This is a genomic window from Candidatus Tisiphia endosymbiont of Beris chalybata (assembly GCF_964026555.1).
Lineage (GTDB): Bacteria > Pseudomonadota > Alphaproteobacteria > Rickettsiales > Rickettsiaceae > Tisiphia.
Window position 1 is genome coordinate 13,370 of record NZ_OZ032159.1, and the last position, 24,418, is coordinate 37,787.

Below are 24,418 nucleotides of genomic sequence, written 5' to 3' on the forward strand. Positions count from 1 at the left end.
GCTTTACTTAAAGTTAACCTCTGGTCTACCAACTCTTTATTTAGCAACAGTATAAGATGAGGACTTTGAAGGAGAAAGAATTAATAGCCCTCTTTCCTAGCTCGATGTGAGCTAGGAAAGAGGGCTAATCAAAGAATTGGATTTGAAATAGAAGAGAAATATGAGGTTGCCTAATATTATTGAGTTCGATATACGAGGATATATACTCGGTCGACTTCAAGAATTGGCGGGCGGCTCCCTCTCAAGATCGGCGCCACTCACGTACGAGAATCAGTACGCGTGCTGCTCAACTTTTGCCACGTGCTAGCGCCAATTCTTGAAGTTGACCTTTGTACCACCTCTTCATTTACGAACATTATATATCGAACTCAGGCTATAACTTTATATTTTGTTACATACCAAATCTTAAGCCAAGCATTATATTATGCGCTCTATAAGCGGTCTTACCACCTTCCTTGCTATCAAGTACTACTTTCTTACTTTTACCAAAGTCTCTCCAGCTATAAGAAAGTTCTCCTTTTACTCCCTCATTTAGATCTACCGTCCCACCCAGACTGAGTTGGTAAGCTAGATTATTCTTTACTTTGCTAGACGCAGTGTTAACTGCCCCTGCTGTCTCTAGTAATATTTTTTCTTTCACTTGACCCCAACCAAGGCCAGCTCCAGCGAAAATTTTGGCACCGCTAAAATCAAATAAATCTACATAACCGTTGAGCAATACTGATAACACTTTGCCTTTGTGTTTTATAGATCGAGGCGCACCTTGATAATCAAAAGATTTTTTCAATGCGGGATTTGCTAGCATGTGAAAAGTCAGATCTGTTCTAAAATTATCTATATAATAACCCGCACCAACGCCAAAAATTCCAGCCTGTCTACCTTTCATCTTAACTTGAAAGGCAGTATCTTTAGTTCTATCTAAAAATGATACTCCACCTTCAATTTTTCCATAAAATTGGTTTTCAGTTGTAACGGTAGTAACTGTCGCAACTGGCATTACTTTTACTTCAGGTTCGCAACCATCACAAGCCAATGCTGAAACAGAGGTTAAAAGAGCCGTACTTGTTGCCGCAATTAAAAGTAATTTTTTCATAATTTATTTCTCCTTAAATATTTGTTATTAAATAAAAACTTAATAAACATTAGTACTTTAATTTCTTAAATATAAGTAAATACCTATTTTTTTACTCTATCGTCACTAACATTTAACACATACCAATCTTTTTAGCTAGAAAAGTTAGGAAAAAATTGATATATTTTCTTCTAGATGTGACATAACTAATGGCATATTATATATCAAATTTTATTCCAACTACTACATTATGCCCTCTATAACCAGTGTTACCTAGAGAATTTTCTTCTTTTACTTTTTTAGTTTTCCCATAATCACTCCATCTGTATGAAAGCTCAGCTGCTACACCTTCAGCTACATCAGCAGAAGCACCTACAGTTAACTGATAAGCAAAATTATTCGCTTTCTTGGTAGAATATGACCTGTCTACTCCACCAATATGACCCTGAATTTTTTCCTTTACTTGACTCCAACCAATACCTGCCCCAGCAAATAATTTAGCTACCCCGCCGTCAAATAAATCAACATAACCGTTCAATAATAATGACATTACTTTTCCTTTATGTTTTACAGAATTATTCACTCCACTTTTACCAGTAGATTTTTTAAATTGAGGATTAGCAAGAAAATGGAGAGTTAAGTCAGTCCTAACATTCTCCATTACATAATAACCTGCTCCAAGGCCGAAAATTCCAACAGCTTTAGAGGTCATTTTTGTATCAAACAATTTATTTTTGATCTTATTGAGAAAGCTGGCCCCAGCCTCTGCTTTCACATAAAACTCATTCTCTTCTGCAAACGATATAGTAGAAGTAAGAAGCGTAGTACTTATTGCTGCGATTAAAAATAATTTTTTCATAATCTATTTCTCCTTAATTATAAAATAAGAGCTCTCTGCTCTTTTCAGCAACACCTGCGAAACAAAAAATTGCTCTTAAATTTCTCTGGCTACTTTAACCCGGTTATATATAGCATGATATTACTCTTATCAAAATAAAAAATTAGCTAAATTATTAATCAACGCTGGAAATAACCTGCTATGTTGCAGAAACAACACAGTTTATCACAATATAAGTTCATCTGGTACAGTTTATCATTTAAGTAACTATAAAGCTCATATATTTTTCGAACTTATTTTTTTCATCTTTATAATGGTCAGCATCTGGTAAAGCCGGCTTTTTAACATGAATACTGGGCCATTTATTAGAAAAAAATTTAGCTCTTTCTATCCAGTCAATTAGCTCTTCTGCTTCAGGTTTTATAGCTTTCACTGGGCATTCAATTTCGCACACCCCACAATCAATACATTCATCAGGGTTAATTACTAACATTAGTTCCCCTTCATAAAAGCAATCAACAGGACATACTTCCACACAGTCAGTATATTTACATTTTATACATTCATCAGTCACGACATAAGTCATAAGCTTTCTTGTTCCCTAAGCTTGGCTATTAACACGCGACATCGCAAGCCAAAAACCAGCAAAAAATATAATATAGTACTTATAAACATTAACATTAATGGCCATAACATAGTTTTATGAATAGCGGGTCCCTCTAACCTTAAAATACTTGCAGGCTGATGTAAACTATACCAAATATTTACCGAAAATTTAATTATAGGAATGTTGATAAAACCAATTAGTGCAATTGCTGAAGCTGGTTTTTCACTACGCCTTATATTATCCCCACTATTAACCACTACTATATAACTTAAATATAGTAAAAATAATATTAACATAGAAGTAAGCCTTGCATCCCAAACCCACCAAGTACCCCAAATAGGCTTACCCCATAAAGAGCCGGTGACTAAGCTAATCAGGCAGAATAGCGCTCCAATAGGGGCACTGGCCACTGCCATTAAAAATGCCAATTGCACTCTCCATACCACGTTCACTAAGCTGCAAATTGCCATAAAAGTATAAATCCCTAGCGCCATCCAAGAAGCGGGGACATGGATGTACATGATTCTCACCATTTCACCTTGCTGATAATCCGCTGGGGAAGCTATTAAAGCTTGGTATAGGCCTATTCCCATTGTTAACAACATTAAAACCCCTAATATTGGAGTCATAAATTGTACTAGCTTACTAAAATAATAAGGATTTAGTAATTTAAACATTTAGTCACTTGATTAATTATTTTTAAATATTGGCGATAAAATAGCTCGTCGCTCATTTTATCTACCTGCCAATTTTCGCTTTCTACTATTACTAAAATAGCATTAAGGTGTTTATAAACTGCTGAGTTTTGATCAAGGCTTATTATTAAACATTTACTATTTGAGGCGCTTAATATTTGCTCTATATTACTGATATATTTAAGGCTTTTTTGGTTAGAATTATATAATTTTGTTACGCGATATTGTGCATCATCAAAAAAATATTCCAAACTATCAGTAAGTAAGATAACGTCTGAGAGTAAAGATAATCGATCTTTTTTAATTTTACTAAGGGTTTCTATTTGTTGTTTTGATTTTGCTAGGTTTTCATGAATATATACCCTCATATCAGGAAATTGCTCTACTAATATTTTGACTAATTGTTCTAATAAGACTTGAACATTATATAAATCTAGCCAAATATGCCAATTATTATAAGAGTTATTTTTCACAATATTTAATCCAGGCATATTACTAATTTTAACTATATTTTTACTATAGCCCTTCATTAATTTTCCTATAAAACCATCAAACTGCTCATTGATATAGAATACAATATCAGCATTTTGAATCTTTTCTAAATCACTAGGTTTTAGGTTATAATGATGCGGGCAGCCGCTATTATTGGCAATAGAAATCACTTCCGCCTGTTCTTTAACTAACATTGCTATAATAGCTGCAAGGGGAGTAATACTAGTGACAATTTTAATTTGTTCTCTACTTGCCAAAGCATGGGAGGTAAATAACACAATCAGAATGCTAATAATCGCTTTCATATTTATCTGCCAACATATTAAGTAATTGCTCTTTAGTTAACATAAAATCACTTTCTATCCATAATTCCTTTAATATCCTTATAAATTTACCAGTAACTTTACCATGAATATTTTGCATATGCAAATCATGACCATTTAGGGGAAATATTGGGCGCTGCCTTAATGAGTAGTCTTTAATAAATTCTTGCGCTACTTCCATCTCTAACCTACCAAGCGCTACTAAAATATTGAGGCGCTGTAAATAATCATTCTCTTCTATCCAAATTTTTTTTAATATATTAGTATCTACTACTAAGGGTACAGAGTTAATAGAGCTCTTTCCAAATTCTACTCCTACTGATAATTTTGTCGTCGAACTCCTCTCCGTTCCGTAACAATCGTCTATGTACGCAGCTCGACTCGACTTCGCTTCTCCTAAAAATTCCTTAGTAGTAGCGAGTTTGGAAAGAGCTCTAATAAACCTAATCATAGAAATAATTTTACTTGCCTCTTGCCGCGAGAATTTTAAATCTAATAAATCACTTACCTGCAGGTTATGAATATGCTCAAATAATAAGGAGTATATATGATATAATTGGAGAGGACCCATTTCCTTAGAAAGATTGATATACTCCTTGGATATGAATTTGCATGCGTCGTTGCTCAATGCTCGCCTATTATCTATAGGCTTCGCTCCATCTAGCCTAGCAGCAAAATCATCTGAGAGGAGTATAGTTTTTAACAATATTTTGTGATCAAATTTAGTAATAGGGAATATTAGCTGTAGAATCCTGGAGTTAAACATTTGCTGTAAAATATGAGGACTATTAGCTGACATAACTAGCTTATCCATTTCCCATTTGATGCGTTCTTTAGATAGGGTATGCAAATTTGTTTTTAATTCAACACATGCATTTAATCCATCACGATCTAACTGTTTAGCGTAATAACACGAAAAGCGGAAAAACCGCAAAATCCGTAAATAATCCTCCTGAATTCTTTTATGTGCTTGACCTATAAATATTACCCTCGACTCTTGCAGATCCTGTAATCCATTAAAATAATCATAAATTTTATGTTCAAATGGGCAATAGCTTAATGCATTAATAGTAAAATCCCGCCTAGCAGCATCCTGAAAAAAGTCATCTGTAAAAATCACACTAGCGTGCCTGCCATCAGTTTGTACATCTTTTCTAAGAGTTGTAATTTCAAATTTTTCTTTATTGAAAAAAGCAGTGACTGTACCATATTTTTCGCCAGTCGGAAGCACCTTAATATTCGCCTTGCCTAAAATCTCTATTGTCTGTTGTGGTAATAAATTCGTTGCTATATCAATATCATAATTTTTTCTATTTAAAATTGCGTCTCGCACTGCTCCTCCAACAACTCTAGCCCTTCCCCCCCCTTGTTGCAATATGGATAAAATTTGCTGGTAATAATTTGAGGGAATAATCAACTGTTTACAGGAGATATGCATGTTACCTAAAAATTTAAATAATCCTTATAGAAAGTGGGGTTATCTTAATTTGAGGGAAGATAAACCAATTAACGCAAATATTATAGCTATGATCCAAAAACGTATTACCACCTTTGATTCAGGCCACCCCCCTTTTTCAAAGTGATGATGTAATGGGGCCATCTTGAAAATTCTTTTGCCTCCAGATGTTCGAAAATAATATACTTGAATTATTACAGATAGAGTTTCCACTACAAATAAGCCACCTGTAATTGCTAATACAATTTCATGTTTAGCAATTACACTGAGCACTCCAAGCGCTCCACCTAAACTTAAGCTGCCCGTATCCCCCATAAATATCTCTGCTGGCTGTGCGTTAAACCATAAAAACCCGAGGCTAGACCCAACAATTGCAGTACAAAAAATTGCTAGTTCAGAAATATAGGGTACATAAATAATTTGCAAATAATTTGCATAAAAATTATTACCTACTAGGTAGATAATTAAAGCAAAAGATGCAGCAGTAATTGCTATTGGTACTATTGCAAGCCCATCAAGCCCATCAGTTAAATTAACTGCGTTGGAAGCCCCTACTATAACGAACATAGAGAATGGTACATAAAATAGCCCTAAATCAAGAACTAAATTTTTGAAAAAAGGTATGCTAAGGATATTACTATTTGGATTACTAACACTATTTAATAACAAACAAGCAATAAGGCAAATAATCGATTGAAATAATAATTTCTTCTTCCCGCTCACCCCCCGGTGGTGATTTCTGGTAATTTTTGCGTAATCATCTATAAACCCTATTATGCCAAAACTAATAAATATAAATAATGCTATCCATATATATTTATTAGTGAGATCGGTAAATAATAAAGTTGAACTACAAACAGAAAAGATAATCATTATCCCCCCCATAGTAGGGGTTCCTACTTTTAATTTATGGGTTTCTGGACCATCATCACGAATTGGTTGCCCATGTTTCTGAAGATTGTGTAAAAATTTAATGAGACGTGGGCCTATTAAAAATGAAATAAGCAAACTAAATAACATAGCAAGCCCCATACGAAAAGTAATATAATGCAATAGATTTGCTATATGTAATTTTTGGATATAGGGCGCTAGTAGATTATATAACATTATAATACCTTAAAAATTTGTAGAATTTTATCAAGTTTAATACCCCTTGAACCTTTTATTAAAATCAATTCATTCCCACTAAGCAACTCACTCATATTTTCTATCAGCGTATCTACATTATCAAAATGATATTTTTCTATATACTGAGGAAGTAAATCATATATATGCCTTACATGATTACCAACTAAACAGATTTTTGTAGCAGCGGAATCAATTATCAGGGGCACCATCGCTTGATGTAATTGAACCGAATCATTCCCCAATTCTAGCATGTCTCCTACTATAGCTATTTTTTGTTTGCTACTAAGTTGTTTTAAATATAATAAAGAGGCTTTTAATGATTCAGGGTTAGCATTATAATAATCACAAATAATATCGAAATTCAAATTATTATATTCAGCTTTAACAATTTTACCGCGCCCTTCAGTAGGCAATATTTTTGGCAACTGCCTAACAGTTACTTCTAGGTCTTTATTGAGAACTGCTGCTACTTGCAGAACTGCTGCGTAATTTACCGCAGAGTGTTCAGGGATAAGTGGGGTCACAATATCTAGCGCCTTAACAAGTATTTTGTTAGAAACAGCATATTGTAAATGTACGTTTTGGCCTTGATTTTTATATCGCATTAATTGAGAATCTGCGCCCATGGATTTACCAAAAGTAAATATATTATTCATTGCTAACTTCTGTAGCTTATCTAAAACTCGACCATAATATTGATTATCGATATTTATAATAGCTATCCCATTTTTTGCCATGCCCTCAAAAATTTCACACTTAGCATCTGCAATCTCCACGCAAGAGTTAAAAAACTCCAAATGCGCTTCCGAGATCGTGGTAATCACCGCTATATTAGGCTTTACCATTTGGCTCAGTTCTCTAATCTCTCCTGCGTGGTTCATACCTAGCTCAAATATAGCCTGCTCTATATGACATGGCATAGAAGCAAGATTAATGAGTACCCCTAGATAATTATTAAAGTTTCCTCTACCGGCAAAAACCGGACCAAAATGGCTCAAAATAGTTTTAATTGCTTCTTTAGTCCCTGTTTTACCGCTACTCCCCGTAACCGCAATAAAGGTTGCCTTCGACTTGCGCCGCTTATATTCAGCCATTTGTATCAAAGCTAATAATGTATCAGAAACCTTAATGACTTTATCACTAGCTATTCCTGGGATTTCGCGGCTAATAATTACGGCACTTGCTCCTTTAGCAATAGCCTCTAGCGCATAATCATGCCCATCTCTATTACCTTTAAGGGCGATAAATAAATCTCCTGCTAATACCGCATTAGAATTAAACTGTATTTGCTGACCAGCAATACTAGGATGTATTACTACTCCTAAGCAATTGCTTAAATCTTCTGCTGACCAAATCATTCTCTTAACCACATTATTCTCCTTCTAAAATATTTTATCAATAGACCTCTTGTACAACTCGTATCGAGCTTCGCAAGGGATTGATACAGTTACGAATATGTTAACTCGATGAGTCCAAATTGATTTGATCATAATAAATTCCTGATTTTGTACTACCTTTTTTTAATGCCCATATAGTAACTATAGAAATCAGAGCAATATAGATTGCTACAGATATAGAAGTGCCAGTAAAATGCCATAGCGCAATACAAAGGGCAGGAGTAAAACGCCCTAATATGGAACTTCCTATCGCATTGCTAATACTAGAGAGTAAGTATTTATCGGAAGCGGGTAATAAGTCATTAACCCATATATTCAAGGGGCAGGCAAAAATTACTCCTAACACAATAATCCATAAACGAACTAAACTCACATACCATAAAGAAGCATGATCCACAAACCACCATAAGGGGATAATAGTGATGGTTAAAAGAACAGCACAAATAGACATTACTCTATTAGGGCTACTCTTTTTTATCCACTCTCCTATTAAAGGAAATATAGCCGCAAATAGAGCAGCATCCACAATTAGTAACAATGTATTATATTTCATCATTTCTTCGAAGGTTATTGCGGTAATCAAAGGGATCAAACTATTCATTACTATAAAAGGTATCGCATAAGTCATATATGAAAAGCCGTTTATTACTGACACATATAGGATATTCATCTTATTATTATTAATTAAACTTATATTATTACTTATAATAGTTCGAATTTGCACTTTTGGCTTAATTAATATTGGAGTTGTAGTTAAGTTCTTTCTTAAATAATATCCTATAATAGCCGTATTACCCCCAAAGACAAAACATAACCTCCAATATTCAGGAGCATTAAAAATAATTAAGATTGTACTAATAAAGGAAGCAATAATAATTCCGAGCATAGTCGATAATTGATATAATGTAGAAGCTCTTAAAGCTTGAGTATAAGGCTTATTTTCGAGAATATATAATTTTGCAATAGAAGTTTCGCCTTCTGCAAATATCCCTTGTAACATCCGGACAATAGTTAATATAAGAGGAGCAACCCATCCTACCATTTCATAAGAGGGGATAATACTCATTAATACTGTAGCAACCGCAACTCCTATTAATGAATAAGATAAAGCTAAAGGCGCTCCCCATTTTTTTGCGATTATACTAAAAATTATCGCACCTACGGGTCTAGTAATTATTGAACTTGCAAGAACGCTATAAGCTAAAATTAAACTTACTATAGGATCGTTATTAGGAAAAAAAATTTTTGACAGGATGGGGGCAATAAAACCATAGAGAGCTATATCAAAATGGTCTAAGCCATTCCCTATTATAATAGATAAATCTTGTCTTGTTAATGAAGTATTAGTCATAAGTTTATTATAATTCATTTATTTTTACTTGATATACTCTTGCGATTACTAGAAGCCTAATTTTATAGTCAATTGACTATATTTTACGCAGTAGAGACGCGCAAGTAACATATACTGCTCGTAACTGAAGAGTTGGTATACTCGGTGAACTTCAAGAATTGGATTTTATTTTAAATGGCGAGCGTTTGCTGCGTACATGCCAGTACGTGAGCACGTGAGTCCATGATAAAATAAAAAAACAATTTTTGAAAGACGAGTAGTATATATACATTATATCCTCAAATCCTTGATAATTGTAGAGCTACGACATTTCAACCCCTATAAGATTCGCCTCTTCTCTCACCAATAAGATTTCTCTGAGAGCTGTTATTTCTGGATTTCCTATCTCTTCTTCTGAGTTCTTATAATGATGGGGTATTGCTAAATTAGAGCTAGTAATATTATTATCGGAATTATCTTGGATAATAGCATCATATTTTGTGGTAAGCTTATTTATCAAGTTATATATTTTATGCTGATATTTAGAAGGAAGGATCTCTATTAATGTTTCTTGCAATTCGCCTAAACTTGCTCTAACATTTTCTACTTCTATTAGCATATGGTCACCTACATCTTGTTCCGGCACCTGTGCTTTGGCATAAAATTCCCCTAACTTCTGCAGAATCTGAAGGTTTTTACGACCAGCGCCAGGGCAACATATAGTAGCTATTTCGTGAAAGGATATATATTTCAGTAAAAAATTGCTCTCCCCTTTAAAAATATAATTACCCTTATGATCTTGCTGGTAAGCACCCGTTTCATTACGCTCAAATAAATATTGACATAAAGCTTCAAAAACTGCACTGGTACGCGTCCCATTCTTTATTATAGAAGAGATAGAGACTAAATTATCGTTAAGTTCTGCTTCAAACTTATACTCTAGAGTTTTTAACGCTTTTAATGCTGACTTATTCTTAATAAAAAACTGCATATATGGCTTTTGGGTTCTCTCTTTAGGAGAGATGGTAGTAATGAAATCGCATTTAAGCTGCTGGCTGGTCTGCTCTAATTTAAACCTTCTTTGTACAATGGCAAATATATGTTGATTTATCTTTGAATGGCAGACCCCTGACGAATCATAATTATTAGCTAGGCTAGCTTGCTGTTGCTCATGATTCCAAATCTCCAGGCTTGCTCTTTCTCTAATATCCTTCTCCACTGTCCTACTCCTTCCTATGACCTTAGTTGTTTTACTATAGTCAACTGATGAGAAGTTGGTGACATCGTCACTCAATGCTTGCCTATTATATATAGGCGTCGCTCCATCGCTCCTAGCACCAAATTCTCCTGAATTGACTATAATAGCAGAGCATTTAGTTGGACTCTTATCATTTATGGTAGGTATCTCTATGTTAACATCTGTTGGGGTAACTTTGTCTGTATTTTCGCGATTATGTTCCAAATGCTCAACAAGTTGCACCCCAGAAATATTAGAGCTTGAACAATGAAGTATAGAAAGGTATCGGCCTTTAAGATACTCTATGAATGGTTCTACTTTTTTTACTTCTATATGTTGTGCATGTTTTAATAAGTGCGTCAATTCATTCCAGGATTCTTGCATTTCTGCACTTTTCCCCCTACTACATTTACCTAAATCATTTTCAATTAGCTGAGCTTTTACATAAAATCGACATAATGTTTTGATAATGTGAATATTTATTGCTCCCTCCCCAGAATGACATATGATAGCGATCTCAGGGAGCGATAGATGATGAAATAATAAATTTATCTCTTCTGTAAAAAAATAATTACCTTCTTGATCTTGACAATAAGTATTATCAGCTTCATTCAAATAAAATAATTGAGCACATAATTCTTGAAAAACTTCTATTATATTATTTTCACACCTTATTATATAGGAAATCCATACTAAATTCGGAAGAAAAGCATTACCAAATATACATTCTAGCGCTTGCAGTACCCTTAAGGCGGGATCATTATTAAGAAAAAAGTCTATATATTTCAATTGAATCACAGAATCATCGCTTATAATTGCAATGAAGGTTGGTTCAAGCTCATGCACTGTCTGTCCTAACCTAAACTTTTGTTGTAGCTTAGTAAACGCTTCTTGTACTTCTCGTACTACAATTTGCGGGATAGGTAATTCTAAAAAACTTGATTGCTCTAAAGAATTACTTTCCCAAAACGGCCTAGCAGTTTGAAGCTCTCTTGCTATACTTTGTTGATTTGAAGAACTGAGCACATAAAATTTCGAGAAACTCCTATCTGTATCTACTTCATAATGTACATTGCTTTGGCGGTCCTGACTTATGCCTTGTGGCATTTGGCAATATTGCAAGGCGCCTACTCTCACATCTTGCTTCTCTGCCCTAACAGTTTTTTGTTTCTTATTAACTATTAATTCATTGTCGTTTTGTTGTGTATGAGGACGTTTAACAAAAATAGGTTCTGTATTCATAAATATATTATTAGGCAATTAATTCACCAGCAGTTATATTAATCTGTAATTAAAAATAATTTATTATATTTACCTTAAAATTGAATTACAATAAATAAATAATACAAACTTTAGAATCTACAAATTTTAGGTCCTTATGTTAGACTTCTTTCGAAACTCGCTGCTGATAGGGAATGCGACAGAGATGTGATGCGAGCTATGAAAGAGGTCTACTGAATCAAATTGCTGAAATACTGCTTGCGTTTATTAGGCATTTACTTTACCTTTGAATTTTTCCAAATAACAATAGACCTCTTTCATAGCTCGCATCGCCCAGGGAATTTGAAGGCAACTCTTTGCCCCAAACCGCAGCGTACTTAAATGTGCGTGAGGATTCGAGCCTAGATTCATTGTCCCAATTACCAGCTCGATGCGAGCTATGAAAGAGGTCTAATATGTATACTAATTACTTTATTTATCTACTTCTTTCGGGACTGCAGCTAAGGATCGCCCCTAGGTTTCGAGGCGGTCACAGCCCAATACGAGTCTCCAGAGAGGTTGAATGAGGAGTCTTGAAGTACGAGCAGTATACTGCTCGTACTTCAAGAGTTGGTAGACGATAGAATCAACTTTAAGTAGAGCGAGGAAGCTCAAAATCGAGCAGCGCAGCGTACCATAAAGTACGTGAGCAGCCTTGATCTTTAGGGCACAACGACGCCAATTCTTGAAGTTCCTAGAGTAGACCTCTTGCATAACCTAATCTAATTGGTAATTTTGTTGTCGAAACTCCTCTCTGTTCCTCACGTACGTCTATGTACGCTGCGGTACTCGACTTCGTTTCTCCTAAAAATTCTTCAATTATCTTTAGGTTATGCAAGAGGTCTAGTATATACTTCTAATAATTAGGATCAAATTGCACAAACCATTTAATTATTTTATTTCGGCAATAAAATCGAAAGAAATCACTGGCTTAGCTTCAGATTCTAGGCTAGCACAGCCAGGGAATATATTTTTTGCTATCAAAGGCCTCACCGCTGATGGTAATAATTTTATCGATGTCGTAATAAAAAAAGGGATAAAATTCATTGTCACCGACAACCCTGATGCCCTAAATAATTCAAATATTCTTACTAATAACGTCAATATAACGCTAGTTGAAGATTCTAGACTAGCTTTACTAGATTCAATTAATCTGTTTTATCCGCTATTACCTAAATATAGGGTGGCTGCTACCGGCACCAATGGCAAAACTTCTGTAGTATCTTATTGTAGGCAATTATATTCCTTATTAGGCCACCGTAGTAGCTCAATAGGGACCTTAGGCGTTGAGTATTCGCCCGCAATAAATCTCTCTATTATTCAGGAAATTCTAGACAAATCTCCGCAGCTTACCACTTTAGATCTTTTAACTACTAGGCAAATTTTCCATATCCTTGCCAAGCATAATATTAATTATATAGCTTTCGAAGCCTCTAGCCACGGCCTTCACCAGCAAAGGTTAGATGGGATCAAAGTACAAGTTGCATGCTTTACTAGTTTCAGCCAAGATCATCTTGATTATCATAAAGATATGGATTCTTATCTTTTAGCAAAATTAAGGTTATTTACCAACAATTTATTACCATTTGGTATTGCTATAATTAATTCTGAAATTAAACAATTAGGATTTATTACCAGCTATTTACAAGCACATAATATACAATTTTTAACTGTGGGTAGGGGAGGAGATTTAAACATTACTGCCACCAAGCAAGCAATTGATAGACAAAACATTAGCTTCACCTATAAAGAACAATGTTATAATTTTGCTACTAGTATAATCGGTAGTTTTCAAGCTTCTAATTTATTAATTGCAGCAATGATGGTGCACCTGACTGGCTTCCCATTGAATGAAGTAATAGCAAAGTTACCGAAAATTGAAGCAGTGAAAGGAAGATTACAAAGAGCTAGCGATGATAATAGTCCCTATCATGTAGTGATTGATTATGCTCATACTCCAGAAGCATTAAAAAAAACCTTGTTAGAGCTCAAACAAATAAAAGCAAACGCTGGGTCATTAAAGGTTATATTTGGTTGTGGGGGCAATAGAGATACTACAAAAAGGGCACAAATGGGGCACATTGCTAGCCAAATAGCAGATGAAATTATTATTACTGACGATAACCCTAGATATGAATCTGCAAGCTCAATAAGGCAACAGATCATTAAAGGTATAGGTGATAATAATTCTAATTATGAAGAAATAGCCAATCGAGAAGAAGCTATTATCTACACTATAAATAACCTACAGAGAAATGACATTTTATTAATTGCTGGTAAAGGGCATGAGGAGTATCAAATAATTAAGGATATAAAAACCCCATTTAGTGACTTTGATATTGCTAAGAAAGCATTAAAATCATTCAAGGATTGATAGTTAAATATACTATACTGCTCGTACTTCAAGAATCATCATTTTATTTTGAATGGCAAGCGAGCGCAACGTACATGTAATACTACATTGCAGTCTATAGACTAGGTTTTGTGAAGGTGTTTATGTAATGAGTAGATTTATAGGCATTTTTGCTTACAGCACCGCAGCGTACTAAATGTATAGCATAGGCCATAAGGTGCGTACAGGGTATTTATCTTCAAGTATGCACGACTACTATGCTTTCCGCATAGTATCCTGTATGTATCATAATGATATAAACTATACCGTAAACGTCATTGCGAGCGTAGCGAAGCAATCCAGGAAACATTGGCTCGTTTGCAGGATTTTTCGAGATTGCTTCGTCAGCCTTATGGCCTTCGGCCTTGTTGCATGGAGATTAAAAGTTGGAAGGAATAGGTTGTCAAGAGGAGATAGTTGCGCTTTTTTCGATGTATGTTCATACACCTTTATTAGCGCAACTGGTCGCAATATAACCAGTATGGCCTTCTCGCAATGACAATGCTCCGGCATCAACTATTTATTGGCAATGCCAAAATACGAGTGTGATAAATAATCAGTTAAAGGTAGTGACAGCGAAAGTCGGACTTGAGCAAATATTATAAAATTTATAATATGCTGTAGTGTCTTTAAAGGAGGTAATCCAGCCGCAGGTTCCCCTACGGCTACCTTGTTACGACTTCACCCCAGTCGCTAATTTTACCGTGGTTGGCTGCCTCTTGCGTTAGCTCACCACCTTCAGGTAGAACCAACTCCCATGGCGTGACGGGCAGTGTGTACAAGGCCCGAGAACGTATTCACCGCGGCATGCTGATCCGCGATTACTAGCGATTCCAACTTCATGCTCTCGAGTTGCAGAGAGCAATCCGAACTGAGATATCTTTTAGGGATTTGCTCCACGTCACCGTATTGCTTCCCTCTGTAGATACCATTGTAGCACGCGTGTAGCCCAACCCGTAAGGGCCATGATGACTTGACATCGTCCCCACCTTCCTCCGGCTTATCACCGGCAGTTTCCTTATAGTTCCCGGCATTACCCGCTGGCAAATAAGAATGAGGGTTGCGCTCGTTGCGGGACTTAACCCAACATCTCACGACACGAGCTGACGACAGCCATGCAACACCTGTGTGTGGTCCAGCCGAACTGAAGGGATGCATCTCTGCTTCCCGCGACCACCATGTCAAGGGTTGGTAAGGTTTTTCGCGTAACATCGAATTAAACCGCATGCTCCACCGCTTGTGCGAGCCCCCGTCAATTCCTTTGAGTTTTAATCTTGCGACCGTACTCCCCAGGCGGAGTGCTTAATGCGTTAGCTGCGAAACCGAAAGAATTTCCTCCGATATCTAGCACTCATCGTTTACGGCGTGGACTACCAGGGTATCTAATCCTGTTTGCTCCCCACGCTTTCGTGCATCAGCGTCAGTTGTAGCCTAGATGACCGCCTTCGCCACCGGTGTTCCTCCTAATATCTAAGAATTTCACCTCTACACTAGGAATTCCATCATCCCCTACTACACTCTAGATTAGTAGTTTTGAAAGCAGTTCCGAGGTTAAGCCTCGGGCTTTCACTTCCAACTTACTAAACCGCCTACGCACTCTTTACGCCCAGTAATTCCGAACAACGCTAGCCCCCTCCGTCTTACCGCGGCTGCTGGCACGGAGTTAGCCGGGGCTTTCTTGGTCAGGTACCGTCATTATCTTCCCTGCTGAAAAGGGCTTTACAACCCTAAGGCCTTCATCACCCACTCGGTATTGCTGGATCAGGCTTTCGCCCATTGTCCAATATTCCCCACTGCTGCCTCCCGTAGGAGTCTGGGCCGTGTCTCAGTCCCAGTGTGGCTGATCATCCTCTCAGACCAGCTACAGATCGTTGGCTTGGTAGGCCATTACCCTACCAACTACCTAATCTGACGCGGGCTCATCCATCAGCGATAAATCTTTCCTCCGAAGAGAATATACGGTATTAGCATTTATTTCTAAATGTTATTCCGTACTGATGGGCAGATTCCCACGTGTTACTCACCCGTTTGCTACTAATTAATTTAGAGCAAGCCCTAAATTAATCCGTTCAACTTGCATGTGTTAAGCATACCGAAAGCGTTCGTTCTGAGCCAGGATCAAACTCTCAAGTTTGATCCTGTCTACTTTTTTGTTCAAAAAATTGACAGGTTTAAGTTATCACTTATTAGTGATAAGTACAATTTGCTGTCACTACCTATATCTGATTATTTACTTTTAAAAACAGCTGATGACCTCAAGGATCATCTTTTTGTTAGGAGTGATTATATGTAAGTTCCCCGCCCCTGTCAATTACTATTTATCATTTTTTTAAAGAATTATAAATAGTAATTCTTTAAATTTGTGACTTGCTCTTTATTATCTCTTCCCCATAGCATATTGCAATATAAAATTTTTAACAAATTGTACTTTATCTATAGTGACAAAACCCAAACGCCTTAAGTACCATAAGGCTTTTGAATGATTGGAAAAAATACTATTTAAATTCTCGGTAATCATATACATAATAAAATTATCCTCCTGCCTTAATTTGTGATATTGCGCTAGCGTCTCCTGGTGGATTTCTCTATCAAAAATTAATTGTGTTAGGGTATCAATATCTTTTATCCCTTGGTTTAAACCTTGCCCAGCTAACGGATGAATAAGATGAGCACTATCTGCTACTAATACTATTCTGTTATAAAAATATTTATTAGAGACACGAGCCTTCAAAGGAAAAGTACTAATTTCACTATCTATCTGAATAATTCCTAAAGAATTTCCACAATTCTTATTTACTAAATATTCCAGTTGTTCTTTAGATAAATTTAGTAACAAGGGGGCTTGCCGCTCTGCTGTACTCCATATTACTGAGGAACAAAATGGATTCTTTAAGGGTAAAATTGCAAAAGGTCCTGAAGGCATGAAATGTTCGATAGCACAATTATCATGACTTTTATTATGACGAATATTAAATGTCAGAGCAGTTTGCTGATATGTTTTTTCTATTTTATTAGAAAAATAATAAGAGCGCACTTTAGAATTAACCCCATCACACACTACCAATAAATCGCTTTGGATCATTTTATACTCCTCTGATATGAATTTGCATGCGTTGTTGCTCAATGCTTGCCTATTATCTATAGGCTTCGCTCCACCGCGCCTAGCAGCAAAATCATCTGAGGGGAGTTTAGTATGTTGATAATAGATGATAGTCTGGTCATTTTGACTCTCAACCTTTTGATAGTCAAATTGATCAATTATCTCAATTAAAGCGTTTTGTTTAACTTCTTCTAACAAAATTTTTTTTAAATCATTATTACTTATTATATAGCCTAATGGCTCATTGTTTTTAACATCCTTTAGCCATAACATTTCTGGGGCTTTATTATCGACAACATATACCTCAAGCATTTTACTAGCAAATATTTCAAGTTTATCCCAGATATTAATATTATTTAAAAATTTTACTGAGGCTGGAGTTAATGCGGTAGTCCTAATATCAGTGCCAAAATTAATTGCGTTAATAGATTGATACTCAAGAATAGTAGTCTTGATATTTCGTTTAGCAAAAGATAAGGCGGTAAGCATTCCGCTCAAGCCACACCCTAATATGACTATACCCTTTTTCATTTAGATTGACCTATAAAATATTTTAAATAAGCGCTACTTGCTATAAAACTTAAAAGAAAATATATTAAAGCAATATCTAAATAAGAACTATTCATTTTAAACGACCCTAAAAAACAAATGAACAAGCTTACTATATTAGTTAAACTATTTAATAATAGAATTTTGCTAAAAATATTTATTTCTTTAATTAACAACAAAACTACAACAATAATAAACAAGAGTATAATAATTAAAAAAATATTTATCATAAAATTACTGAATACTAAATAATATAAAAATATAACAATTTTCTTTCTAAGGTACTAACTATTTCAATAACAACTATAATTTTAACAAACTAATTTAATTTTATAAACTATATGTACAATACTGATATTATTATTATCGGCGCAGGACCTATTGGGTTGTTTACTATTTTTCAAGCTGGAATGTTAGGGATGCGGTGTCATATCATCGACTCACAAGAGATAACAGGCGGACAATGTAGCCTGCTTTATCCAGAAAAACCTATATATGATATACCGGCTTACCCTAAAATTCTTGCTGCAGACTTAATCACACAACTTGAAGAGCAAGCAAGACCCTTTAATGCTGCTTATCACCTTAATCAGCAAGTAACCCAACTGAGCAAAGAGGAAAAAGGGTTCAAAATTACTACTTCGAAAAATACTATAATATCCGCTAAAGTCATTATCATAGCTGCGGGCAGTGGTGCTTTTGGCCCTAATAAACCCCCACTTGTCAATATAGAAACTTTTGAAGGTAAATCAGTATTTTATTTCATTAATAATCGTAATAATTTTGCTAATAAAGAAATAGTAATAGCGGGCGGAGGAGATTCTGCTGTCGATTGGACAATCTTACTAGCAGACATTGCAAAAAAAATATATTTAGTACATAGGCGCGAAAAATTTAGAGCTGCTCCAGAAAGTATAAGACAATTGAAAGAATTAGCCGCAAAAGGGCAAGTGGAACTTGTAATTAATTATCAACTAGACCATTTATTAGGAAATGATGGGAAACTCGACGCAGTAGGGGTAAAGGATCTAGAAGGAAATATCCGGATTTTACCTGCCAATATTTTATTACCTTTTTTTGGCTTAGCTCAAGAACTAGGTCCGATAAAAAACTGGGGATTAAACCTTAAAACTAATCATATACTAGTAGATCCTCAGTCTTTGGAAACAAATATCCCAGGAATTTACGCCATTGGTGATATTGCTAATTATCCGGGAAAACTAAAATTAATTCTGACTGGTTTTGCTGAAGCCGCTAGCAGTTTACATCATGCTTATACTAAAGTATTTGAAGGGAAAGCTTTACATTTTGAATATTCTACTACTAAAGGAGTAAATAGCTAGTGATATCACCCAACAATATAATTAATGGTAGATATTTTGCAGGGGAAATCTTATCTAAGTTAGCTGCAGAAATAGAAAATCTTAAACAACGACATCAATTAGTACCTGCCCTTGCTATTATTTTAGTAGGAGCTAATCCAGCCAGCACTTTATATATAAGAAATAAGTTAAGAGCTGCAGAAAAAATTGGCATGAAGGCAGTACAAATCAATTTACCAGATAATGTTTCCATAAATCATATAATAAAGGAGATAAAGCACTTGAACGAGGACCCTACTATTTCAGGTATTATTGTACAGCTTCCTCTCCCTCCCCATATAGATAATAACATAATTTTATCCGCTATTAACCCTAATAAAGATGTGGACGGCTTTCACCCGCTCAATGTTGGTTATCTACATAGCGATTTAGGGAACGGTTTCATACCATGTACAGCTCTTGGTTGTATTGAATTACTGAAACATGTAGACTCAAATTTAGAAGGGAAGAATGCAGTGGTTATAGGGCGCTCAAATATAGTAGGCAAACCGCTCGCCGCTTTATTACTCAAAGAAAATTGTACAGTATCTATATGTCATTCTAGTACTCAAAACTTACGTAGCATCACTATGCAAGCTGACATAGTGATATCGGCGATTGGCGTGCCCTTAAAATTAACGGAAGAATATTTCAATCCTCATTCTATAGTCATTGATGTGGGGATCAGTAAAATTCCAGGCACAGATAAAATAGTTGGAGATGTGGACTTTATAAATGTTGTTAATAAAGTACGGTATATTTCTCCTGTGCCTGGAGGGGTGGGTCCTATGACGGTGGCTTTTTTACTGCAAAATACACTTAAAGCAGCACTACGATCCCACTATAAGCTTAAATAACCCCAATATTTATAGGATAAGTTCATGGGCTATTCTTGGGAATTATTATTTCTAATTTCTTCCCAAGCTTCAAGTATTTCTTTTAATACTTCTCTATTTGTTTCAACCTCATGATCATCAAATTCACTTAGTGATTTTACTAAATCTTCAAGATCTTGTATGGTTAATTCAGATATATCTTCGTCGGGATAGTTTTCTTCTAAATGGGTAGCGATTTCGTCCACATCATTCCAATGCATTATTTTTACCTAATTATTTTTTTATAATATAAACCTTTTGGCCAAATTCGTATTAGCTCGTACATTTGAAATTAACTCTCTAACTATAGCCAAAGTGATTTAGCTACACATAAACCTCATGCTCCTTAAATATAAGTAACCGAATGATTTGACCTTAGAATTATCTCCAACTTGCCAACCGAATTATAGTTATTTGGGTTTCATATGTTTACTATTACCATTTCACCAGATCTATCAATAAATAATTTATTAGTATATATGTATATTAGTAAATTATTAAAGGCAGTGAGATTATTATGCAACTACATCTAACTTCACTTAAGACATTTCTGGATAATACCTTATCAGAAGACTTAGGGATAGGAGGTGATATTACCTCTAAATATTTAATTGATAAAAACCAACATATCGAATTTCATATTAGTGCGCGAGAAAAAATGGTGCTGTGTGGATGCCCTATAGTTTTATACTTCTTTAATAATCACTCAAATATTAAATATCAATTCTTTGCACAAGATGGGGATAATATCGCGGCAGGAGGGCCAATAATTAAAGGGACTGGTAAGGCTCTTGAAATATTAGCTTTGGAGAGAACTATTTTGAATTATTTGCAGCATTTATCCGGCATCGCAACTTTAACTAATGAATATGTTACTAAAATAGATAATAATAAAACTAAAATTTGTGATACACGTAAAACCTTGCCAGGCCTTAGGCTACTACAGAAATATGCTGTTACTTGTGGGGGAGGACGCAATCACCGTTTTGCGCTAGATAGTAGTATCTTAATAAAAGATAATCATATAGCAATTTGTGGCTCTATTGAAAATGCTATCCAAAAAGCAAAAGCTTATGCTCCTCACTATACGAAAGTAGAAGTAGAATGTGATAATTTAGAACAAGTGCAAAAAGCTTTAGAGTGCGGGGTGGATATTATAATGCTTGATAATATGAGCTTAGAGCAGATCAGCAATGCGGTAAAGCTTATAAATAATGAATGCTTAATTGAAGTTTCAGGACAAGTTACTTTACAAACCATATCTCAGCTAGCCAATTTAAATGTAGATTTTATATCAATCGGGCGGTTAACTAATTCCGTACCATCAATTGACATTGGTTTAGATATATAAAGTTTAAATATATAAAATTTACATTATACAATTTTTAAGCTATAATACGAAATATCTTAATTTAAGCTTATTAGTTTAACTATTGAGGAATGAACATGGAAACCAATAAATCAAAAAATAATCTAGTATTATTTAACATTAATGGCTTTAATGAGTCTGAAAACGGCCCTTCTCAAAAAGACTTGAATATATTCAATACCCCTTTCGAAATAGCTGATGTTAAGCATGAGACAAGCATTCAGGGAAGAGATATTAGCGATATAATAAACAATCCGAATAATGTAATAAGGGAAATATTAGAGGAAGCAGAAGAAAAAAATGGGCAGCCTATAGTTAATATTCAGTTTAATAACAATAATAAACCTCTCCCTATCATCATCAAGACAGCACTAGAGAAGTTGAAGGAGTTAGGGATTAAAGTTTGTTTTTCATTTAATCATTATAATACAGGAAATGAAGAATTCAATAAAGAGTGGCGGCCGCTTTTGACTAAAGCTAACCACGTATTTTTTGCAAATATTGAGGATAAAGAGGCCGCTATAGATAAAGCTCATATCACAGCAGATAAGGCTACCCATATTCAGTCGATCACCACCTCTCTAAATACAGAAGTAAAAAAATTAGGTAAAGATGCACGAATTGCTGTAATCAATGTGCCTTTAAATAATGCGGATATGATGACTGATCTCATTATGACTAAATTTAACATTGGTGGTGATAATGCGATAGATAAGAAAAATCTAAAGGAAGGCATTATGATTGAAGTAGCCGAAATTTTGCAACTTAATGGCAATGTTCCTGCAAAACTAGAAAAATATATCTCTCAAATATCTAGTCAATTTGAGAATGACCGGAAGACCTCTAACCAACAGGATATCTATAAGGAAAACCCTATTGATATATATTTAAGCTTGAAACCGGCGCTATTACCAAATACCTATAATGCAGCACAGAAACAGTCTGAAATTCAACAGGCAAATGCTGCAAGGTTAAAAACTGCCTTAAATAAAATGGTAACAGAACCAGCAACTCAAGAGGCTGTACCTCAGGCTAGAAACCAGGCTACTGTGCGAGAGAAGCAAGGTTTGCAAAATCCAAATTATTTATATTTTGATGAGGATATTACCACTTTATTAAAGGCCTCAGTTGACCCAGCAAAAGTTTCTGTTTGCGAAGGTTCTGCTGGTACTGGCTTTTCTCTTGATTCATCAAAAATGAGTATAAGTTATCTAGAAAACAGACTTACCCAAGCGGTTAACGACCTACGAAAAGAAAAGATAGAGGCTGCTGTCTGTCCAGTTGAGACGGGCGGGGGACATTGGGTAGGTTTAGCAATCAAGAGAGATGAGAATAATAATATAAAATTTATTTATAACGATCCTACAGGAAATCCTATAGGCTATAGGCCCGACTTATTGAAGCTACTTAAAAAAATAGCGCCTGATTCTGAAATCGACGATTTAAAAATTCGTCAACAACAAAATGATAAAGGTTGTGGGCCATTTGTTGTAGATAATTTAATTAAGATGGCAAAGGGAGAACCAATTCTTACCGCAGAAGAATCTAAAGGTGATAGGGAAGCAAAATTACGGGAAGAACATCAATCTATTATTGAATCAGGGGTAAAGACCCGACAAATTCAGCAAGCATTAACAGAACGTCAGAAGAGTGTAAGCCCCTCCTGTAAGCCTACTACTACGGTTGCTAGTATGATTAGTAATCAAACTCAGAGAAAAGGGTGGGGGAGATAAACAACAGACTTCCTGTCGATCTAGTAGCTGATTTTGTTGTCAACACTTGAAAATTGCTTTAATTGTTTCAAACTTTTGTATTATACTTGAATAATGTTAAAAATTGTGTAAGAATAAATAGATTAATTATAAAATGAGTGGAGTATGATCAATATATCAGCAATAGGCAATAAGATGTATAATTATACTAGGAAATTTTTTAAGGAACAAGATACCAAAAGCTATGAGGGACATTTTAAAAGAATGTTGCATAACCTAATTGAACTCCCGAAAGAAGGAGTAAAGGAGTGCGCGACATATTATAAAATAGCTGAGCTGACGCTAGAATCAACCTATCAAAATATTTTAGGTAAGTTCTATAATAATATGACAAAAATTGCTGAATTTATTGATCATCATGTAACGCCTTTTTCTGACCTCCTTACTGGGCTTTTATCAAAACAAGTTGACAATTATAAAACCCTAATGGCTACTACCAATTTACCAAAAGAGCCCTCTGCCCCGCCTGAAGAATCACTACTCTTGGCACCCTTAAGCCCCCCTCCATCTTATGAAGAAACAATCTCTAATGACTTGCTGCCCTATAAGGAAGCAGTTTCACGTCTCCCCCTACTCTCGTTCGTGGTACCCTCTGCCCCGCTCGAAGAATTACTACCCTCAGCGCCCCCTGGCCCCCCTCCATCTTATGAGGAATCAAACTCTTATAATGATTTGCGCTATAAGGAAGCAGATGCAAGGGTCCCCCTAATTTCACCTATAACGCCCTCTGCCCCACCCCTCGAAGGATTACTGCCTTCAGCGCCGCCAGAAGAGCTCCCGCCATCTTATGAGGAATCAAACTCTTATAATGACTTGCTGCTCTATAAGGAAACAGCTTCACGGGGCTCCCTATGCTCTCCAGCAAAACCCTCTGCCCCACTCGAAGAATTATCCCCCTTGGCTCCCCCATTACCGCCACCAGCATATGAAGAGGTAGCAAGCTCAAAATTACCTTCCGCTCCGCCTTCATTCCCCTTAGAAAATATGTTGACTGGGGTGGATGTGTTTTCTTTCCTAGATAAACTACCCTCCCTTAAGCTAGCTCTATCATATTTACCCCTTAACAAAAGAAATGAGATGGAAGATACTGGTAGTAAGGAACAAAATGCTGCTATAACATTAATAGATTTGGCAGGGTCTTATCCAATAACCTGTGAATATTAGA

General features: G+C 35.5%; 20 protein-coding genes and 1 rRNA gene. 6 read left to right on the forward strand and 15 right to left on the reverse strand.

What is annotated here, in order from left to right:
- Nucleotides 1-391: 391 nt before the first annotated feature.
- The 11 genes from AAGD44_RS00090 to AAGD44_RS00140 form a co-directional block, all read right to left on the reverse strand.
- Entirely contained in the window at nucleotides 392-1,093 is a 702-nt protein-coding gene (locus AAGD44_RS00090) for an adhesin (protein ID WP_341764072.1), read from the reverse strand.
- A 196-nt stretch (nucleotides 1,094-1,289) separates the two neighbouring features.
- Entirely contained in the window at nucleotides 1,290-1,931 is a 642-nt protein-coding gene (locus AAGD44_RS00095; protein WP_341764073.1) for an outer membrane protein, read from the reverse strand.
- A 238-nt stretch (nucleotides 1,932-2,169) separates the two neighbouring features.
- Nucleotides 2,170-2,496, reverse strand: a complete 327-nt coding sequence (fdxA, locus tag AAGD44_RS00100; protein WP_341764074.1) for a ferredoxin FdxA — start codon at nucleotides 2,494-2,496, stop codon at nucleotides 2,170-2,172.
- Complete coding sequence (locus tag AAGD44_RS00105) at nucleotides 2,493-3,194, reverse strand: heme ABC transporter permease (protein ID WP_341764075.1); 702 nt, start codon at nucleotides 3,192-3,194, stop codon at nucleotides 2,493-2,495. Before AAGD44_RS00105 ends, fdxA begins: the two co-directional genes overlap by 4 nt.
- Nucleotides 3,179-4,009: a metal ABC transporter substrate-binding protein gene (locus AAGD44_RS00110; RefSeq protein ID WP_341764076.1), complete on the reverse strand. Its 831-nt coding sequence runs from the start codon at nucleotides 4,007-4,009 to the stop codon at nucleotides 3,179-3,181. Before AAGD44_RS00110 ends, AAGD44_RS00105 begins: the two co-directional genes overlap by 16 nt.
- A complete protein-coding gene (locus AAGD44_RS07750) occupies nucleotides 3,993-5,465 on the reverse strand; it encodes a poly(A) polymerase (RefSeq protein WP_410520983.1) in 1,473 nt (490 codons plus the stop codon). The genes AAGD44_RS00110 and AAGD44_RS07750 overlap by 17 nt, the downstream gene beginning before the upstream one ends.
- Before the next feature lie 39 nt (nucleotides 5,466-5,504).
- Nucleotides 5,505-6,590, reverse strand: a complete 1,086-nt coding sequence (gene mraY / locus AAGD44_RS00120; RefSeq protein WP_341764077.1) for a phospho-N-acetylmuramoyl-pentapeptide-transferase — start codon at nucleotides 6,588-6,590, stop codon at nucleotides 5,505-5,507.
- Nucleotides 6,590-7,969 (reverse strand): UDP-N-acetylmuramoyl-tripeptide--D-alanyl-D-alanine ligase, encoded by a 1,380-nt coding sequence (locus AAGD44_RS00125; RefSeq protein WP_341764078.1) that lies wholly within the window; start codon nucleotides 7,967-7,969, stop codon nucleotides 6,590-6,592. The genes mraY and AAGD44_RS00125 overlap by 1 nt, the downstream gene beginning before the upstream one ends.
- Nucleotides 7,970-8,069: 100 nt before the next feature.
- On the reverse strand, nucleotides 8,070-9,359 hold the full coding sequence (locus AAGD44_RS00130; protein ID WP_341764079.1) for an MFS transporter: 1,290 nt from the start codon (nucleotides 9,357-9,359) through the stop codon (nucleotides 8,070-8,072).
- Between the two features lie 301 nt (nucleotides 9,360-9,660).
- Nucleotides 9,661-11,817, reverse strand: coding sequence for a hypothetical protein (locus tag AAGD44_RS00135; RefSeq protein ID WP_341764080.1), 2,157 nt, complete (start codon nucleotides 11,815-11,817; stop codon nucleotides 9,661-9,663).
- Between the two features lie 712 nt (nucleotides 11,818-12,529).
- The gene (locus AAGD44_RS00140) at nucleotides 12,530-12,673 is read right to left on the reverse strand and encodes a palindromic element RPE1 domain-containing protein (protein WP_341764081.1); all 144 of its coding nucleotides are present in this window, start codon (nucleotides 12,671-12,673) and stop codon (nucleotides 12,530-12,532) included.
- A gap of 60 nt (nucleotides 12,674-12,733) precedes the next feature.
- Between AAGD44_RS00140 and AAGD44_RS00145 the strand changes: the two genes are divergently transcribed.
- A complete protein-coding gene (locus tag AAGD44_RS00145; protein ID WP_341764714.1) occupies nucleotides 12,734-14,209 on the forward strand; it encodes a UDP-N-acetylmuramoyl-L-alanyl-D-glutamate--2,6-diaminopimelate ligase in 1,476 nt (491 codons plus the stop codon).
- Nucleotides 14,210-14,858: 649 nt separating this feature from the next.
- On the opposite strand, the gene AAGD44_RS00150 is transcribed toward AAGD44_RS00145, so the two are convergent.
- The 3 genes from AAGD44_RS00150 to AAGD44_RS00160 all read right to left on the reverse strand — a co-directional run bounded on the left by AAGD44_RS00150 (nucleotide 14,859) and on the right by AAGD44_RS00160 (nucleotide 18,106).
- A 16S ribosomal RNA gene (locus tag AAGD44_RS00150) occupies nucleotides 14,859-16,361 on the reverse strand.
- A 243-nt stretch (nucleotides 16,362-16,604) separates the two neighbouring features.
- Nucleotides 16,605-17,858, reverse strand: a complete 1,254-nt coding sequence (locus tag AAGD44_RS00155) for an FAD-dependent monooxygenase (RefSeq protein ID WP_341764082.1) — start codon at nucleotides 17,856-17,858, stop codon at nucleotides 16,605-16,607.
- On the reverse strand, nucleotides 17,855-18,106 hold the full coding sequence (locus tag AAGD44_RS00160; RefSeq protein ID WP_341764083.1) for a monovalent cation/H+ antiporter complex subunit F: 252 nt from the start codon (nucleotides 18,104-18,106) through the stop codon (nucleotides 17,855-17,857). Before AAGD44_RS00160 ends, AAGD44_RS00155 begins: the two co-directional genes overlap by 4 nt.
- Nucleotides 18,107-18,217: 111 nt before the next feature.
- On the opposite strand from AAGD44_RS00160, the gene AAGD44_RS00165 reads away from it, so the two are divergent.
- Together AAGD44_RS00165 and AAGD44_RS00170 are read left to right on the forward strand one after the other, a co-directional pair.
- A complete protein-coding gene (locus AAGD44_RS00165; protein WP_341764084.1) occupies nucleotides 18,218-19,219 on the forward strand; it encodes an NAD(P)/FAD-dependent oxidoreductase in 1,002 nt (333 codons plus the stop codon).
- A gap of 2 nt (nucleotides 19,220-19,221) precedes the next feature.
- Nucleotides 19,222-20,094, forward strand: coding sequence for a bifunctional 5,10-methylenetetrahydrofolate dehydrogenase/5,10-methenyltetrahydrofolate cyclohydrolase (locus tag AAGD44_RS00170; RefSeq protein WP_341764624.1), 873 nt, complete (start codon nucleotides 19,222-19,224; stop codon nucleotides 20,092-20,094).
- A 29-nt stretch (nucleotides 20,095-20,123) separates the two neighbouring features.
- On the opposite strand, the gene iscX is transcribed toward AAGD44_RS00170, so the two are convergent.
- Complete coding sequence (gene iscX / locus AAGD44_RS00175) at nucleotides 20,124-20,333, reverse strand: Fe-S cluster assembly protein IscX (RefSeq protein WP_341764085.1); 210 nt, start codon at nucleotides 20,331-20,333, stop codon at nucleotides 20,124-20,126.
- 296 nt (nucleotides 20,334-20,629) lie between these two features.
- Here iscX and nadC point away from each other — a divergent pair, with 296 nt between their 5' ends.
- The 3 genes from nadC to AAGD44_RS00190 all read left to right on the forward strand — a co-directional run bounded on the left by nadC (nucleotide 20,630) and on the right by AAGD44_RS00190 (nucleotide 24,417).
- Complete coding sequence (gene nadC, locus AAGD44_RS00180; RefSeq protein ID WP_341764086.1) at nucleotides 20,630-21,463, forward strand: carboxylating nicotinate-nucleotide diphosphorylase; 834 nt, start codon at nucleotides 20,630-20,632, stop codon at nucleotides 21,461-21,463.
- 95 nt (nucleotides 21,464-21,558) lie between these two features.
- Nucleotides 21,559-23,214: a hypothetical protein gene (locus AAGD44_RS00185; RefSeq protein ID WP_341764087.1), complete on the forward strand. Its 1,656-nt coding sequence runs from the start codon at nucleotides 21,559-21,561 to the stop codon at nucleotides 23,212-23,214.
- A 144-nt stretch (nucleotides 23,215-23,358) separates the two neighbouring features.
- Nucleotides 23,359-24,417, forward strand: a complete 1,059-nt coding sequence (locus AAGD44_RS00190) for a hypothetical protein (protein WP_341764088.1) — start codon at nucleotides 23,359-23,361, stop codon at nucleotides 24,415-24,417.
- Nucleotide 24,418: the final 1 nt, after the last annotated feature.